The organism is Hyphomonas oceanitis, assembly GCF_036964545.1.
GTDB classification, from domain to species: domain Bacteria; phylum Pseudomonadota; class Alphaproteobacteria; order Caulobacterales; family Hyphomonadaceae; genus Hyphomonas; species Hyphomonas oceanitis.
On sequence record NZ_JBALTL010000001.1, the window covers coordinates 90,498 to 106,742 of the forward strand.

The 16,245-nt window shown below is 62.6% G+C and carries 18 protein-coding genes; 8 read left to right on the forward strand and 10 right to left on the reverse strand.

All coding sequences use genetic code 11. The features are described 5' to 3' along the window. Positions 1-14: 14 nt before the first annotated feature. From V7651_RS00475 to V7651_RS00495, 5 genes are all read right to left on the reverse strand, one after another. A complete protein-coding gene (locus V7651_RS00475; protein ID WP_418887212.1) occupies positions 15-1,562 on the reverse strand; it encodes an acetolactate synthase large subunit in 1,548 nt (515 codons plus the stop codon). A gap of 280 nt (positions 1,563-1,842) precedes the next feature. Further along, on the reverse strand, positions 1,843-3,714 hold the full coding sequence (locus tag V7651_RS00480; RefSeq protein ID WP_335611849.1) for a feruloyl-CoA synthase: 1,872 nt from the start codon (positions 3,712-3,714) through the stop codon (positions 1,843-1,845). Continuing rightward, positions 3,711-4,496: a potassium channel family protein gene (locus V7651_RS00485; RefSeq protein WP_335611850.1), complete on the reverse strand. Its 786-nt coding sequence runs from the start codon at positions 4,494-4,496 to the stop codon at positions 3,711-3,713. The genes V7651_RS00480 and V7651_RS00485 overlap by 4 nt, the downstream gene beginning before the upstream one ends. Further along, entirely contained in the window at positions 4,493-5,086 is a 594-nt protein-coding gene (locus V7651_RS00490) for an HD domain-containing protein (protein ID WP_335611851.1), read from the reverse strand. Before V7651_RS00490 ends, V7651_RS00485 begins: the two co-directional genes overlap by 4 nt. Next, positions 5,083-6,423: a dihydroorotase gene (locus tag V7651_RS00495; protein ID WP_335611852.1), complete on the reverse strand. Its 1,341-nt coding sequence runs from the start codon at positions 6,421-6,423 to the stop codon at positions 5,083-5,085. Before V7651_RS00495 ends, V7651_RS00490 begins: the two co-directional genes overlap by 4 nt. A 112-nt stretch (positions 6,424-6,535) precedes the next feature. Here V7651_RS00495 and V7651_RS00500 point away from each other — a divergent pair, with 112 nt between their 5' ends. The 6 genes from V7651_RS00500 (at position 6,536) to V7651_RS00525 (ending at position 10,278) form a co-directional block, all read left to right on the forward strand. Then, positions 6,536-7,096: a biotin transporter BioY gene (locus V7651_RS00500; RefSeq protein ID WP_335611853.1), complete on the forward strand. Its 561-nt coding sequence runs from the start codon at positions 6,536-6,538 to the stop codon at positions 7,094-7,096. A gap of 9 nt (positions 7,097-7,105) precedes the next feature. After that, complete coding sequence (gene ygfZ / locus V7651_RS00505) at positions 7,106-7,915, forward strand: CAF17-like 4Fe-4S cluster assembly/insertion protein YgfZ (protein ID WP_335611854.1); 810 nt, start codon at positions 7,106-7,108, stop codon at positions 7,913-7,915. Then, complete coding sequence (locus V7651_RS00510; RefSeq protein WP_035535853.1) at positions 7,908-8,486, forward strand: DNA-3-methyladenine glycosylase I; 579 nt, start codon at positions 7,908-7,910, stop codon at positions 8,484-8,486. The genes ygfZ and V7651_RS00510 overlap by 8 nt, the downstream gene beginning before the upstream one ends. Positions 8,487-8,488: 2 nt before the next feature. Then, positions 8,489-8,695, forward strand: a complete 207-nt coding sequence (locus V7651_RS00515; RefSeq protein ID WP_035535852.1) for a hypothetical protein — start codon at positions 8,489-8,491, stop codon at positions 8,693-8,695. A 44-nt stretch (positions 8,696-8,739) separates the two neighbouring features. Next, positions 8,740-9,054: a hypothetical protein gene (locus V7651_RS00520; protein ID WP_035535851.1), complete on the forward strand. Its 315-nt coding sequence runs from the start codon at positions 8,740-8,742 to the stop codon at positions 9,052-9,054. Positions 9,055-9,156: 102 nt separating this feature from the next. Then, complete coding sequence (locus V7651_RS00525) at positions 9,157-10,278, forward strand: beta-ketoacyl-ACP synthase III (RefSeq protein ID WP_035535955.1); 1,122 nt, start codon at positions 9,157-9,159, stop codon at positions 10,276-10,278. A 20-nt stretch (positions 10,279-10,298) separates the two neighbouring features. Here V7651_RS00525 and V7651_RS00530 read toward each other — a convergent pair whose 3' ends face one another. Beyond that, positions 10,299-10,448: a hypothetical protein gene (locus V7651_RS00530; protein ID WP_155839227.1), complete on the reverse strand. Its 150-nt coding sequence runs from the start codon at positions 10,446-10,448 to the stop codon at positions 10,299-10,301. A gap of 168 nt (positions 10,449-10,616) precedes the next feature. Here V7651_RS00530 and V7651_RS00535 point away from each other — a divergent pair, with 168 nt between their 5' ends. Both V7651_RS00535 and V7651_RS00540 read left to right on the forward strand, forming a co-directional pair. Next, positions 10,617-11,252, forward strand: coding sequence for a YfbR-like 5'-deoxynucleotidase (locus V7651_RS00535; RefSeq protein WP_051624497.1), 636 nt, complete (start codon positions 10,617-10,619; stop codon positions 11,250-11,252). Further along, entirely contained in the window at positions 11,249-12,193 is a 945-nt protein-coding gene (locus tag V7651_RS00540; RefSeq protein WP_335611855.1) for an NUDIX hydrolase, read from the forward strand. Before V7651_RS00535 ends, V7651_RS00540 begins: the two co-directional genes overlap by 4 nt. Here the strand turns inward: V7651_RS00540 and V7651_RS00545 are convergent, their stop codons facing one another. The 4 genes from V7651_RS00545 to lspA are packed head-to-tail and all read right to left on the reverse strand — an operon-like array spanning position 12,194 to position 16,048. Beyond that, on the reverse strand, positions 12,194-13,588 hold the full coding sequence (locus V7651_RS00545; RefSeq protein WP_051624480.1) for a M16 family metallopeptidase: 1,395 nt from the start codon (positions 13,586-13,588) through the stop codon (positions 12,194-12,196). It lies immediately after the preceding gene. Between the two features lies 1 nt (position 13,589). Further along, positions 13,590-14,945 carry a M16 family metallopeptidase gene (locus V7651_RS00550; protein ID WP_035535848.1) on the reverse strand — a complete coding sequence of 452 codons (1,356 nt, stop codon included), beginning with the start codon at positions 14,943-14,945 and terminating at the stop codon, positions 13,590-13,592. Positions 14,946-14,992: 47 nt separating this feature from the next. Then, positions 14,993-15,487 (reverse strand): DUF3035 domain-containing protein, encoded by a 495-nt coding sequence (locus V7651_RS00555; RefSeq protein WP_051624479.1) that lies wholly within the window; start codon positions 15,485-15,487, stop codon positions 14,993-14,995. Positions 15,488-15,520: 33 nt separating this feature from the next. Next, positions 15,521-16,048, reverse strand: coding sequence for a signal peptidase II (gene lspA / locus V7651_RS00560; RefSeq protein WP_051624478.1), 528 nt, complete (start codon positions 16,046-16,048; stop codon positions 15,521-15,523). Between the last annotated feature and the right edge of the window lie 197 nt (positions 16,049-16,245).

The window sequence follows — 16,245 nt, forward strand, 5'->3', positions numbered from 1 at the left end:
GCACTACGCATGCCTTATCGGGCAGGCACATGCGCTGCGATCAACTGCGGACCTTCCGCCGCAAAAGCCCGCTCCAGCGCCTGGTCGAACGCTTCCGCCGTATCGACCGCCACGGCCGGCACACCGAGGCTTTTCGACAGCGCCACCCAGTCAATCTCCGGCTGGTCCAGCTCCAGCATGCTCTTCGCTGTCGGCCCGGGATTGCCCGCGCCGGTGCGCGCCAGCTCGATATTCAGGATACGGTAGGAATGGTTGACGAACACGACCGTCACCACATTCGCCCCCTCGCGCGCCATGCTCCACAGCGCCTGATTGGTATACATGGCCGCACCGTCGCCCGTCAGGCACAGCACTTTCCGATCCTTCGCCGCCACAGCCGCGCCGAGCGCCAGCGGCATGCCCTGCCCGATCGCCCCGCCGGTCAGCTGCATCCAGTCATGCGGCTTGGCCTTTTGCGTCATCAGGAAGGTCGGCAGGCCGTTCGACACCGCATCATCCGACACAAACGTGCCTTCCGGCATGTGCCGCGCAATCGACTGGCCCATGGCCACCGCGTTCAGCCCGCCGCTCGGCAGGCCCGGCTGCTCCAGCGTCGCCATTGGCGCCGCCTCTTTCGCGCCGAGTTCATCGGCCAGCGCCTCAAGGATCGCCGCACTGTCGCTCTCCGGTCCGCCAAGGATCATCGGCGTGCAGCCTTCCGGCACCAGCACGCTCGGCTTGCCCGGATAGGCAAAGAACGCCACCGGCACCTGCGTGCCCGCCACCAGCATCAGGTCGCAGCCTTCAAGGTCGGTCATCGCGCCTTCGGCAAAATACTGCATCCGGTCCGGAATGAACCGTCCGGCACCCCGCGCCTGACGCGGGAAGAACGTGTCTGTCACCACGCGCACACCGGCCGCCTTCAGCCGCGCCGCTGTCGCGAGGCCCGCCTCGGTCAGCGCCGTACCATTGATCAGGATCATCGGTTTCGACGCGCCCTTGATGGCCTTCGCCGCCGCCTCGACACGCGCCGCATCCGGCGCCCGCAGCGACGGCCGCGCGCGCTTCTTGCCGGGCTTGCCGCCTTCCAGCCAGGCCGTATCCGCCGGCAGGATCAGCGCCGCTGGACCGGAGATCGGCGAGAGACTCGCCTCCCACGCTTCCGCTGCCAGCTCACCTGCCGACGCCGCCGTATCAGCCGATTTTATCCAGACAGCGTTCGGCCCCGCCATGCCGCGAATGTCGGACGCGAGCGGCGCGTCATAGCGCTGGTGTGGCACGGCATGGTCGCCGATCACATTGACCATCGGCGTCCACGCGCGGCGCGCATTATGGATGTTCGCGCCGCCATTCAGGTAACCCGCACCGAGGTGCAGCAACGTCATCGCCGGGCCACCCGACACCCGCGCATAACCATCGGCTGCGCCCGTCGCCACGCCCTCGAACAGGCACAGCACCGAGTTGATGCGCGGCTCATGGTCCAGCGCCGTCACGAGGTGCATTTCCGATGTGCCGGGATTGGCAAAACAGGCGCTCACGCCATGGTCGGCCAGGGTCGAGACGAGGGCTTCCGCACCAGTCATGTTGCGTTCAGGTTCACTCGCCATATTCGTATCCGTCCCTTGTGTGTTTGCGCATGTGTTTAGCGTGTTCGCGGGAGGGGTCAAAGCGGGACGGGCCGCAATCTACCGGACAGACTTGGCGTTAGCCTGGTAGTCTTGCGACCCGCCCGCAGCCAAAGGGGATCTGGCTGGAGCCGCGCAAAGGGTGGACGAGCGGCTCCAGCCTCAGCCTAAGTATAGATGAAATGAATTGCGACAGAAAAGACGGCCTCCGAAGAGGAAAATAACCGATTTTCTGTCTTCAGGCGCCTATATCTATTACGCCCTCAAATAGAGAATGCGAATACAGCTTCGAAACATCGGCTTTTCGCAAGTCCAGCGTCCGCGACTGGTTCATGTAGCCCTTTTCGGTAATCTCGCCCGCATCAGTTTGCGGCGGCGTTTCCTGCAGCAAAACGCGCGCAATCCGGGCCGACGGTTTCGGGTTCTTGGCATTATAGGCCTGAAGGCCTTCCTTCACCGCCGCGATGACTTTGGGATGATGCGCCAGCTCGGCCAGCGGCAACGCTTCGCCGACAAAGCGCTGGCACCAGGCCTCGTTGAGGAAGCCCAGCAAGCAGATCGCATCCTCGTTCAGGCCGCACACCACGGCGTCAGACAGCGCGCCGCCGGTGGCTGCCACGGCCTGCACGCGCACCGTGCCGGCTGACACCCATGTCCCGCTCGCCAGCTTGAATTCCTCTGCCGTGCGCCCGTCAAAGGCGAGGCCCTTTTCAGGATGGTCCGGATCGACAAAGCGCACCGCGTCGCCAAGCCGATAGAAGCCCTCATCGTCAAACGCCTCAAGCGTGCGCTCGGCATTGCGGAAATAGCCCGGCGTCACGTTCACGCCCTTCACGCGCAATTCCAGCTTCTGCGCATTCGGCACCAGCTTGAACGTATTGCCCGGCAGAGGCAGGCCGATCAGGCCCATAACATCATTCGGCCAGTGCACGTTCGAGGCGGTCGGCGATGTCTCCGTCGCGCCATAGCCAGCCGACAGCGAAATGCGCTCGCCGGTCACGCGCACGGCCACCGCCTGGATGCGCTCATAGATATCCTGCCCCATGGCTGCACCGCCATAGGCCATCGACACGAGCCGCTTGAAGAAGGTCTCAGCCAGCGCGTCATTGCGCTCCAGCTCCGTTGCCAGCGCCGCCCAGGCGGCGGGCACGGTCGTGTGCTGCGTCGTGGCAATTTCGGTCAGGCTGCGTATCATTTCCGGCAGGCGCGCAGGCGTCGGCGCGCCATTGTCGATATAGAGCGTGCCGCCCCAGTCCAGCATATTGTGCAGGATGGAATGGGCGCCATAGGTGTGGCTCCACGGCAGGAAGTTGCACATCACCTGCGGCCCGCCGCAGATCGCGTCGAGGCGCCCCTCGTCCCATACAGACCGGATCATCTTGGCGTTCGCCGCCACCATGCCGTGCAGGTTGATCACCGCTTTCGGCTCGCCGGTCGAACCGGACGTCAGCATGTATTTCGCGACCGTGTCCGGCGCCAGCGCGTCATACGCGTCATCCACCGCCTGCGTCGGCTCCTTGGCGAAGCGGCCAATGCTGACGCAGTCGCATCCCTTCGGCTCGCGGCGGCTATAGATCACCAGCCGGTCGCCCACGCCCATGCCATCAAGCCCGCGCTGGTAGGCCGCGCCATCCTCGACATAGATGATCTTCGGCTCGGTCAGCTGGTCGATATATTTCAGGCGCGCGAAGTCTTCGCTGAGCAGCGCATAGGCCGGCGTCACCGGCACAACAGGGCTGCCCGCCCACATGGCGGCATACATGATCAGCGCATTGTCGATGGAGTTCGACGCCAGGATCATCACCGGCGCATCGGGCCCAGCGCCTGCCTCGATGAAGGCCTGTGCCAGGCGGCGCACCCGCTCCAGCCCGTCGCCATAGGTCATCTCGCGCCAGCCATCGGAGGCCGGATCTTCCGGCACGCGCTCGGCCAGCCAGATCCGCTCGGGCGCTTCGGCGGCCCATTTCACCAGCGGCGCCAGCAAGTGCGGGGGGTGCGCCTTCAGGGGCTGGCCATTGTTCAGGTAGATCGTGCCGTCCGGCCGGCGGTCCACGTCCAGCTTCAGCGGCAGGTAGGGAACTTCGCGGAACGGAATGCCAGACGTACTCATACTTGCCCTCTTGTATCGATATGCATCACGCGCCCGCAATGCTTGCAGTGAACGGCGTCGCGGTCATGCAGCAACAGGCCGCAATCCTCGCATTCGCATTCCACCTTGTCACTCGGCTCGATGATCGCCCGCAGCAATTGCAGGAACATGGAAAGGCCCAGCACCATCACGAGAATGGCCACAAAGCGGCCCAGCTGCCCCTCGAGAATGACATCGCCATAGCCCGTCGTGGTCAGGCTGGTCACCGTGAAATAAAGCGCGTCGATATAGGTGTGCACGTCGGAGCCCGGACGCCCCACCTGCAGCGCATAGACCAAAGCCGCCGTGATGAACACGAACACGACAAGGTTCGTCACCTTGTCGATAATCCGCTCGTGCCGCTGGAAGAAAGGCGTCAGCACCCGGATGCGCTTCACGAATGTGAAAGCCCGCACCGCACGCACCGCCCGCAGCACCCGCAGGAACGCAAAGTTCGATACCAGCAGCGGCGCAAACATGGTCACCACGACAATCATGTCCGCCCAGTTGATCCATTTCATGAAAAAGAGATGCTTGTGCCGCGCGATATAGAGCCGGGCCAGCAGGTCGAGCAGGATCACCCCGCCAATCAGGTAATCGACAATGAAATGCGTCCGCCCCCGCGCTTCAAATGGCGCCCACAGGAAGTAGACGATCGTGACCATGTCGAAGATCAGCATCGCCCAGCGGAAAACGAACGGCCACGTTCCATGCCCCTCGTACAGCCAGAACAGCTGCCGGTTCAGCCCCTTGCGATCACTCATAGGGATGCCTCAAGCGCCGCCACCGACCGTGCGAGATTCGCGCGCGCCGCCTCTTCCCACTCCGCACGGCACGTATCGGTGAAATAGAGTCGGTCCCGCTTCAGGAAGCCTTGCAGGATCATCGACCGTCCGGCCCGAAACGCCATGTCCGGAACAGCAGCATATTCCGCGCGTACGTCGCGCTCATACTGGTCGAACACGTCCGGGCGCGCCGCGAGGATCGAAAGGTCCATGTCGAGGAAGAAGCAGAGATCGCTTTCGTCCTCCGGGCTCAGTCCTTCCGGAACGACATGCTTAGCCGTCGCCCGGATGATCTTGTCCGCAAGCGCAAGGTCATCCGGCGCAAGATGTGTGCCCGCCTCCGCCTGCAGCAGGTCGGCGCTCTCGTCCTCATTGTCCTTGGCCATCGGGTCATAGATCGCATCATGCCAGTAGAGCGCCCAGAGCACGGCCTCAGGCCGATTGAGGTGCGGCTTCAGTCGCCCGAAGTGACGCAGCAAAGCTTCGATATGCGCCCATGTATGATAGTGGCGCTGCGGCTCTGCGTAGCGCGTCTTGAGCGGCTCAAGAAGGTCGCTCGGTGGGATCAACCCGCAGGCTCCAGCGTCTCGTTGAAGCGGACGGGCTTGCCGCCGCCCTTTTGCGTGATCTCGCCGTCGCGCATCACGAAATTGCCACGGATGATTGTCGCCACGGGCCAGCCGGTGGCTTCCATGCCGTCATAGGGGGTCCAGCCGCATTTGGCCTTGGCCCATTCATTCGTGATGGTTTCCTTGCGCTTCAGATCGACGACGGTGAAGTCGGCGTCATAGCCTTCGGCGATGCGGCCCTTGTTGGCGATGCCGAACACGCGCTGCGGCCCGGCGCTCGTCAGCTCGACAAACCGGCGCAGGCTCAGCTTGCCATTGGCCACATGCGTCAACATCAGCGGCACGAACGTCTGCACGCCCGGCATGCCCGAAGGCGACGCGGGATAAGGCCGCTCTTTCTCTTCGCGTGTGTGCGGCGCGTGGTCGGTCGCCAGCACATCGACGATGCCCGCATTGAGCGCGCGCCAGAGCGCATCCTGATGGCGCTGTTCGCGCACCGGCGGGTTCTGCTGGGCAAAGCCCTTCAGCCGCTCATAGCAATCGGGCGCTGCCAAGGTCAGGTGGTTCGGCAGCACTTCGACTGACGCCACATCCTTGGCATCGCGCAGCAGCTCCATCTCTTCCGCCGTCGAGATATGCAGCACATGGATGCGCTTGCCGGTCTTGCGCGCCAGCCGCAGCAGGCGCCGCGTCGAGCTGACGGCCGCTTCCACGTCGCGCACCACGATATGGCTCTGCCAGTCACCCGGAACGGCCAGAGAACGGCGCTCTTCGAGGCGGTATTCGTCTTCCGAATGGAACGCCGCCCGGCGCTTGATCGCGCGCAGCACGGCTTCGACGCCCTCATCATCCTTGACCAGCAGGTCGCCGGTCGAGGCGCCCATGAACACTTTCACGCCGCAACAGCCCTGCATCTGCTCCATCTCGGCCAGCAGGTGCGGATTGTCATTGGTCGCGCCTGCATAGAAGGCGTGGTCGACATCCATGCGGCCCCTGGCGCGGTTCAGCTTGTCGGTCAGCGCGGCAGGCGTGATTGTCGACGGATTGGTGTTCGGCATTTCGAACACGGCGGTCACCCCGCCCAGCGCCGCCGAGCGCGCCTCGGTTTCCAAGTCGGCCTTGTATTCCAACCCCGGCTCGCGGAAGTGAACCTGGCTGTCGATCACGCCCGGCAATATGTGCAGGCCGGTCGCGTCATAGACTTCGCCCGCTTGCGAGGCGTCGAATTTGCCGATCGCGACGATCTTCTCGCCATTGATCGCCACATCCACGCGCTCTTCGCCTCCGGGCGACACCACGGTACCATTCTTCAGGATCAGGTCATACGTCTTGCTCATAGGCTCCTTATGCTCCCGTGGGCGAGGCCTGTCATCCCGTGACACTGCCGCAGTGCTTGACCTCGCCCCTGCTGCACCGCACAACCGCCCCTTATCAGCTACAGGACCACCCATGAAACACACTGCGACCGACGCTTTCGCCCATCCCGCCCTGCGCCCGCTGGCAATCGGCGCCCTCGGCGTCGCGGCGCTGACAGCCTCCTCCTACATTTCCGTGCCCATGTATCCGGTCCCGGTGACGCTGCAGACCATGACGGTCCTGCTGCTTGGCGCCCTGTTCGGCCCGCGCATGGGCGCCGCGATGGTCCTTTCCTGGCTTGCGCTTTCCTTTACCGGCGCCCCGGTGCTGGCGGATGGCAAATCCGGCCTTATCGCCTTTGCAGGCCCGACGGCGGGTTATCTGGCCGCCTTCCCCATTGCAGCATTCCTGGCCGGTTACCTGCCCAAGGGCGACAAGATCAGCGCCCACGCCCTGCGTCTGGCCGGTTTCCTCGGCCTTCACGGCCTCGTGCTTGGCCTTGGCGCAGCCTGGCTTTCGGGCTTTGTCGGCGCTGAAACCGCTGTCGTTGCAGGCATTGTGCCCTTCCTGATCGGTTCGGTCCTGAAAAGCGGCCTGGCGACGGGTCTCTACGCAGCATGGAAAGGCGCAGACAAAGCGGGCCGGGCACACTAGATTACCCACATGTCAAAACGCGCCCTGCCCGATCGCTCCATCATTCGCCTGTCCGGACCGGACATGCTGGCCTTGCTGGAGCGCACCGTCACCCATTCGGTCGACAACTGGAACACGGGCGAGATGCGCTATGGCGCGCTGCTCACCCCGCAGGGCAAGATCATCGCCGACTATCTGGCCATGCTGTCGCTCGAGAATATTTATCTGGATGTGCACAGCCACGCCGCCGACGAGCTGGAAAAGCGCCTGAAGCTGTTCCGCCTGCGCTCCGAAGTCGAGATCGAGCAGCTGACCGATGACGTTGTCACCGAAGGCAGCTGGGTCGACGTGCGCTCCACGCAGCTGCCGCACCGCGCCATTTCGCCTGCTGCCGAGATCGGTGTCGAAATGTCTTACGAGGAATGGCACAAGACGCGCATCGCCGCAGGCGTGCCCGAATGGGGCGCTGACTATCGCGGCTCCGAAGTGTTTCCCACCGACGTGAACCTCGATATTATGAACGGTATCGACTACAAGAAGGGCTGCTTTGTCGGCCAGGAAGTCGCCAGCCGCATGAAGCGCAAGGCCAAGGTGCGCAAGCGCACGCTGCCTGTGCGCGGCGAAGGCCTGAAGCGCGGCGCAGATATCCTTGCGGGCTCGTCCATCGGCAATGTCACCAGCGTATCCGGCGAAATGGGCCTTGCCCTGATCCGCACCGACCGCATGGTTCAGGCCGATGCGGCCGGCAAGGCCTTCACCTGTGGTGGCCGCCCGGTCACAATCGACCGGCCCGAATGGCTCAAGATGGAACTCATTGCACTCACGGCGGCCAATGACTGACGCACCCTATTGCGGCTGGGCGCCGCTGAACGACAAACTCTATCGCGACTATCATGACGAGGAATGGGGCGTGCCGGAGCGCGACAGCCGCGCCCTCTGGGAAAAGCTGCAACTCGACGGCATGCAGGCCGGCCTCTCGTGGATCACCATCCTGCGCAAGCGCGAGTCGATCCGTGAGGAATTTGACGGGTTCGATCCGGAAAGCCTCGTGCGCTGGACGCCTAAGCGTATCGAAAAAGCGCTGCAAAATCCGGGCATCATCCGCAGCCCCAAAAAGATCGAGGCGACGATTGGCAATGCCCGCGCCTATCTCGACATGGCCACAGCGGGCGAAGACTTTTCCGCCTATTGCTGGGACTGGGTGGGCGGCGAGCCGATCGTCAACAGCTGGAAGGATTTCCGCAAGGCGCCGACATTCACCGACTGGTCAACCGCCATGTCCAAGGATCTCAAGAAGCGCGGCTTCAAATTCGTCGGGCCAACGATTGTCTACGCATGGGCACAGGCCGTTGGCATGGTGAATGATCATGAGATACATTGCCCCCGACACAGCGCTGTACAGAGGACCTGAGAATGCGTTTGGCTATCCTGATCCTTCCGGCACTCCTGCTTTCGGCCTGCATCACGGAAGACGCGACGCAGAGCCAGGAAAGCACCGATTGCAGCCTGATCGATTCGCCGGCGGACGAGGATGCCTGCCGTGCCTATGAGAAGACGAAGGCGAAAGACGCCAAAGCCGCAAGCGACAGCAATCCGACGGACCTTGCGCCCAACAACTGAGCGGCCATTCCCGGCCTCTGTGACCCCAACACCGTGGAGCCAACATGAAGAACGCCCTCATCCTGACTGCCCTCCTGTCGGGCGCCCTGCTTCTTGGTGCATGCGCCTCCGACAAGATCGCAAAAGAACGTGAGCAGATTGCCTGGTCACGCTGCGCCAACTCTCCGGGCCCTGAAGCCCGCAAGTCCTGCGTGACGACCCAGATTGCCCTGCTTGAAGCGGCAGCCCGTGCCGAAGCCGAAAGCATCGCCGCGCGGCAGCGCAGCTACGAAAACCGCGAGGCCGATCGCGTAGCCAGCGGCGTTTCCCCTGAAATGGCCCGCGAATCGTCCGATCCCGGCATCGAGCTGCCCCGCTAGCGACCTGCACCTCTTCTCTCGACCAGCTGCGCAACGCGCGTTACAGCAAGTGCATCGAAATACATGAGGCGCGGATTCCGCCGCGCCCTTGCTGAGGGCAAGATGAAGACAGCAGTTATATCGGCGACAGGTCTCTGGACGCCCCCCGAATCGATTTCCAATGAAGAACTGGTCGCGAGCTACAACGCGTGGGCCGACAACTGGAACATCGCGTACGCCACCGACATCGCCGATGGCACCGTAGAGCCCAAGACCCATTCCTCGGTCGAGTTCATCGAGAAGGCATCGGGCATCAAGTCGCGCCACGTGATGGACAAGGAAGGCGTGCTGGATCCGGGCGTCATGGCCCCCCGCATTCCGGAACGCCCGAACGAGCAGATTTCCGTGATGGCCGAAATGGCCATTCATGCGGCCCGCCAAGCGCTCGAACGCGCTGGCCGCAAGCCGGAAGATGTCGACGCCGTCATCTGCGCCGCCTCAAACATGCAGCGCGCCTATCCGGCCATGGCCGTTGAAATCCAGGCCGCGCTTGGCTGCAGCGGCTTTGCCTTCGACATGAACGTCGCCTGCTCCTCCGCCACGTTCGGCATCCAGACAGCTGCTGACTTCATCCGCAGCGGCAGCGCGAAATCAGTGCTCATGGTCAATCCGGAAATATGTTCCGGCCACCTCAACTTCACCGACCGCGACAGCCATTTCATCTTCGGTGACGTCGCCACAGCCGTGCTCGTGGAAGAAGAGAGCATCGCACCGGCGGGTTACTGGAAAATCCTCGGCACGAAACTGAAGACCGAGTTCTCGAACAATATTCGCAACAATTTCGGCTTCCTGAACCGCGCTGCGCCGGAAGGCGTCGGTTCGCCGGACAAGCTGTTCGTGCAGGAAGGCCGCAAGGTTTTCCGCGAAGTCGTGCCCATGGTGGCGACAATGATCGGCGAACATCTCGGCGAGTTGAACATGTCAGGCGCAGACCTGCGCCGCATGTGGCTGCATCAGGCGAATGCCAACATGAACCGGCTGATCTCGTCAAAAGTGCTGGGTCGCGAAGCAACCGATGATGAAAGCCCGACCGTGCTCGACACCTATGCCAACACGTCGTCGGCCGGATCGATCATCGCTTTCCACAAGCATTCGGATGATTTCAAAGCAGGCGAGAAAGGCCTGATCTGCTCATTCGGCGCAGGCTATTCGGCAGGGACTGTATTGGTGGAAAAGACGGCCTGAGGCGCGAAGCCCCGGACGTACTATTCTTCCAGGTCTTCGGAGAACATGTCGCCCCAGAGGGCGCGGCGGCTGGCGCGAGCCGCTTCGACAACCATAATGATACAGCCCCCAAGCAGCACGCAGAATGGCAGTGTCTGGCCCGAAACGAACTGTGTCATCATGTCGATCATGTCTTGTCCTAGGTCTGGCCGCATCTGGCTGAGCGGTCTCTGTCCGGTGTGGTGCAACCCTTATGCCGGAAAGGCCTTAACACTGCATTCTTGGATCGAGGCGGAAATGGGGTCAGTTTGTAACCGTATCGCCTCCGTTTCTTTACCCTTGCTACCAATAGCTTAATGATGGCCCCGATGAGCACACCAGTGAAGCGTTCTGTTAAGCCTCCCCGCGTCTGGCAGCGCATGCTGTCAGGCCGCCGACTCGATCTTGCGCACCCCTCGCCGGTGGATGTGGAAATCGAGGACATTGCCCATGGCCTGGCCCGTGTTGCCCGCTGGAACGGTCAGACAAAGGGCGGACATGCCTTCTCCGTGGCCGAGCATTCCGTCATTGTGGAAAGCATCTGCCGCGAGCTGAACCCGGGCCTCAATCCGCGCGACTGCCTGACGGCCCTCTTGCATGACAGCCCGGAATACGTGATCGGCGACATGATCTCGCCCTTCAAGGCCCTGCTCGGCGAAAGCTACAAATCCATCGAAGCGCGCCTGCAGGAAGCCATCCACATCCGATTCGAACTCGTGCCTGTAACGCCGCAGCGCCTGAAGAAACTGATCAAGCGCGCCGACCTTATCTGCGCCTGGTTCGAGGCGGTCCAGCTCGCCGGTTTCTCCGAGGACGAATCAAACAAGCTGTTCGGCAAGCCGCCGGAAGGCATGCACCTGAAACTGAAGCCGCTCGCCGTGCCCGAAGCGCAGGAAGCTTTCCTTGCGCGCTACGACCAGTTGCATCATGACTTTGAAATGAGCCAGCGCCGATGACCCTTTCCGTCCTGATCGGCCTTTCTGCGGTCATGGTCGCCATTGATGATGGCAACCCACTTGTGCTGATCACAACCCGGGAGACGGGCGAAGACGCCCTGCCCTTCGGCCCGTTCGATCCTGAACGCCACCGCACGTTCGACCTGTCGCTGCGCGGCTGGGTGCGCGAGCAGACCGGCTTTGAACTCGGCTATGTCGAACAGCTCTATACGTTTGGCGACAAGGACCGTGACACGCCCGAGGCGACGCTGACAGATGCGCCCCCCGCCGCGCGGGTCATCTCCGTCGGCTATCTCGCGCTGATGCCGGATGCAGCGCCTACTGGCGCGGCGTTCGAGGCGCGCTGGCAGGGCTGGTATCGCTATTTCCCGTGGGAAGACCATCGCAATGGCCGCCCGTCCATGATCGATGGCGAGCTTGCGCCGCATCTTTACACATGGGCTGCCGGCAATCCGAAGCGGCTGGACCGTGCCCGTATCGCGTTCGGCCTCGATGGGGCCCGCTGGGTGGAAGAGCGCGTGCTGGAACGCTACGAGCTGCTTTATGAAGCCGGGCTGGTTGCCGAGTGCGCACGCGATGCCGGCCTGTCGAAGCCAGCCGTGACACTCGGCGCGCCGATGGCGTCAGACCATCGCCGCATCCTCGCCACGGCTCTGTCGCGCCTGCGGGGCAAGATCAAGTATCGGCCTGTCGTGTTTGAATTGCTGACGGAGCGGTTCACGCTGTCATCGCTGCAACGCGCCGTGGAAGGCATTCTTGGCCTCTCCCTGCACACGCAGAACTTCCGCCGCGCGCTGGACAAGACCGGGCTGGTTGAGGGCACAGGCCGTCTTGAGACCGGAACGGGCGGGCGCCCGGCGGAGCTTTACGCTTTCCGCCGGGACTATGTCAGGGGCATCGCCGCCCCGGGCCTCGCGACGCCGCGCAAGACACCGGACTGACTATTCCACGCCTTCCGGCTCGCCGACCACGACATAGATGAAGTTCTCGGGGGAGAGATATTCCTTCGCCACCCGGTTCACATCGTCCAGCGTCACGGCATTCATGTTCGCATTGCGCGTATCGAAATAGTCGATGCCGAGATCCTGCTGGCGCACCGACATGATCTGGTCAGCAATCTTCGCATTGGAATCGAAGCCGAGCGCATATGAACCAGTGAGATAAGCCTTGGCGTCAGAGAGTTCCTCTTCCGTCATGCCATCGGCGACGAAAAGGTTCAGCTCGTCATGGATACCTGCCAGGAATTCGCCCGCGCTCTCGTTCTTGGTCTGGCCACCGCCAGTCCACGTGTCGAGATGGTCTGACGTGGAAAGCCCCGTGCTGACACCATAGGTCAGGCCCTTGTCGACGCGCAGCGTCTTCATCAGGCGGCTCTCGAAACCACCACCGCCAACTGTGTAGTTCAGCACATAGGCGGCGAAGAAATCCGGGTCGTGGCGCTCAAGGCCGGGCGCGGAAAACATCACGAGGCTTTGCGGTTGTGGCAGGTCAACAACGATGGGCTCGGCCGGTGGTGTGGGCAGCGTGATATCGGCGACAGGCGGCAGCTCGCTCGTTTCCGGCAGGCCACCAAGGGCCATGTCGATCATCGGGGCGAGTTCTTCCGGCGTCACCGCACCCACGGCGGTTACCAGGAGCCGGTCCTTGACCATCAGCTTGCGCATCTGTTCGCGCGCCAGCTCCGGCGTCAGGGCAGCAATACTCTCGACGCTGGTCTGACGGGCATACGGATGGCCGGGATAGAGCGCGTCGGTCATGGCCTTGCGAGCCAGCCAGCCAGCGCTCGTTTCGCGCTGCTTGATGCCGATGAGGTTCTCGCGCTGGAAGCGCTCGAACGGGCCCTCATCGAAACGCGGCTCATCAAAGGCTGTCGCGATCAGGCCCATCGCTTCTGGCGCATTTTCCTTCAGCATGGACGCCGAACAGCTTGTCCAGTCATTGCCGGTGGAGCAGCCGAAGCTCATGTTCAGCTCTTCCATCCGCGTCTGGAAGCCGAGCGAATCAAGATCGCCCGCGCCTTCATTCATGTTGTACACGACCGCATCGGACAGGCCTTCAAGACCTTCCGGATCAGACGTCTCGCCGCCCTTCCACGCCATCTCGACCGAGACAATCGGAATGGACGGCTCGGAGACGAGCCAGACGGATACGCCGCCCGGCGTCACAAATTGCTGGATCTCGACAAAGTCGCCCTTGTGGACATCCACCTTCATGGCCGGTTCGGCAGCAGGTGCCTCGACCAGTGTTTCCGGGGCCGCCTCGGTGACAGGAGCAGAGGCGCAGGCGGTGAGCACGAGCGCACTGGCGGCGCCCATCATCAGCTTAAGGTAGGTCATCTTACTGGTCTCCTTCGGCTGGAATGAGTTCCGCTTCGATATAGTGCCGATCCTCGCCAAACACGGTGCGAACGGCGGCCAGCGCCTCTTCGGTCGTGATCGACTTGATCGTGTCGGGATAGTTCAGGATGTCATCGATCGTGCCACCCAGTGCCAGCGTGGAGCCAAACGTGTTGGCCATGTTGGACTGGCTGTCGCGGGCATAGATTGCTTCAGCGGCAAGCGAATTGCGGGCGCGCTCGACTTCCTCATCGGTGAAGCCTTCCGCGAGTACCTTGCGGACTTCTGCCATCACGGCCGTGTCAAGTTCGTCCAGTGAAACTCCGTCGACCGGGCTCGCGCTGATCACTGCCGGGCCCTCATCGTGCAACGTCGTCCAGGCAAATGTACTGACATTGATGGCGATCTGCTCGTCCTCCACCAGCGCCTGATAGAGCCTGCTGGTCATGCCACCGCCCAGCACCGACAGGCCTACATCCAGCGCATAGGATTCGCGACGCTGACGCGACTCCGACAGGCCGCTGTAATAGCGGCTCCAGCTTGGCTGGCGCACTTTTGGGTCGGAATGAACGAGCAGCTTGTTCTCGGTCAGCAGCGGCACTGGGGCCCATTTGCGGGTGCCGTCGACCGTGCCCGTGGGCTCGATCTGACCATAGGTTTCCTCAGCAAGCGTGCGGACTTCATCTGTCGTCACGTCACCGGCGACGACGAGGATCGCGTTCTCGGGCGAATAGTATTTGTGGTAAAAGGCCATGCCATCGGCGGGCGAGAGCTTTGCCACTTCATCCATCTTGCCGATGACGGTGATCTCGTAAGGGTGGCCCTTCCAGAGTTCGGAGAGGACCTGTTCCTGCAGGATGGAGCCCGGATCATTGTCGATCCGCTGGCGGCGCTCTTCCTTGACGACATCACGCTCGGAGATGAATGGGCCTTTGGGATCATCATTGATCTTGAGGTTGCGCATACGCTCGGCCTCAAGCTCCATCATGGTTTTCAGCTGCGGCTTGGCCACGCGCTCGAAATAGGCGGTGTAATCCCAGCTGGTGAAGGCGTTGAGCTGTCCGCCATTGCGCTGGACGATCGTGGTGAACTCTTCGGGACCGAGATTCTCGGTCTCCTTGAACATGACGTGCTCGAACAGGTGGGCGAGGCCCGATTTGCCCGGCTCCTCGTCAACGGCGCCGACCTTGTACCAGACCATGTGCGTGACGACGGGCGCGCGATGATCCGGCACGACCACGACCTGCATGCCATTGTCGAGCGTGAAGGTCTCTGGTGTCCAGGCGGCGTCTTCCGCCGACGCGCCTCCGCAGAATAGAGCGACCGCGAGCAGCCCTCCGGTGATTATCCGTTTCATGGGCTACTCCCTCTGGTCGTCTCTTGCGCGCATCTATCAGTCTTGGATCAGGTTCCTGGCAGCTTCAGGCGAGCGCCTGGCTTGGCCTTGACGATCTCGATATCGCCGCCGCCGGTCGCATTGTCGGTGCTGACGGCTTCGATGTCTTCAACATTGTCCTTGCGCCAGAAGAGGATCTTGTCGACCACGCCAGTGGATTTGCGGATCGTCTTGGTCTCTTCATAGTCGACCTGCGCACGAACCATCGGGTTCACAGCATTGGCGCCAGCCGAAGCCACGAGCGCGCGCTCAGACTTGCTGGCATCTTTGCCGACAGTCGTGCCGAACGTAGTTGCCACCTCGGCGCGGGCCGTATCGACTTCAGCGGGCAGCGAGCCACCGGCTGGAGGCGGACGCAGTGCATATTCCGGCGGCACGATCAGTGGCGCCTTGGTAACCACACGAAACTCGTCAGGCGTACGCGTGCCGCCACCGCCGGATGTGCAGGCCGTGGTGGCCGCAAGGGCCGCGCCGGCCGCAATCAAAAGAACTGGTTTCATCATGATAGGGCGTCCTCGCCTCCGGTTGGCATCGGTTTAATTCTCATTTGCGGGCTTAGCCTGCTTTCGGCCCGACAGTAAGAACTGATCGACAAACAGCAAGACCGCACCAACACTAATCGCAGCATCGGCCACATTGAAGACCCACGGGAAATGCAGTGCGCCGGCGTCGATAAAGTCGACAACAGCGCCGAAACGCACCCGGTCGATCAGGTTGCCGAAGGCCCCGCCGACAACCATGGCCAGCGACAGTTTCAGCAGGCGGCCCTCTGCGCGCAGCAGCCAGACAAGAAAACCCAGCGCAATCAACAGCATGGCGGCGCTCAGCACCCAGCGCATCAGGCCTTCGGACTGCAGGAAGCCATAGCTCATGCCCCGGTTCCACAGCATGCTGAAGTCGATCGGCCCCGGCAGCGGAATACGGCCACACGGCACAGGCGCGTTAAGGCAGGCGAGCGCATTGAATTGCGGCTCGGACAGGATCAGCCACTTCGACACCTGGTCAGCCAGAATGACGACGGGCACCAGGGCCAGCGCCCAGATATTAGCCGGATTGAACTTCATGCCGAGCAGATTGCAGACCCCGCCCGGGCGATCAAGCGATTCTGTACACTTGGACCCCTCACCTCCCACTGCCTTCGGCAGCGGGCCCCTCCTCTCCCGCAAGCGGGAGAGGGGTTAAGTGGTTCAGAGCCGTCAAACTCCTCTCCCTCTGGGAGAGGAGGGGCCCATCGCGAAGCGATGGGAGGTGAGGGCTCCTC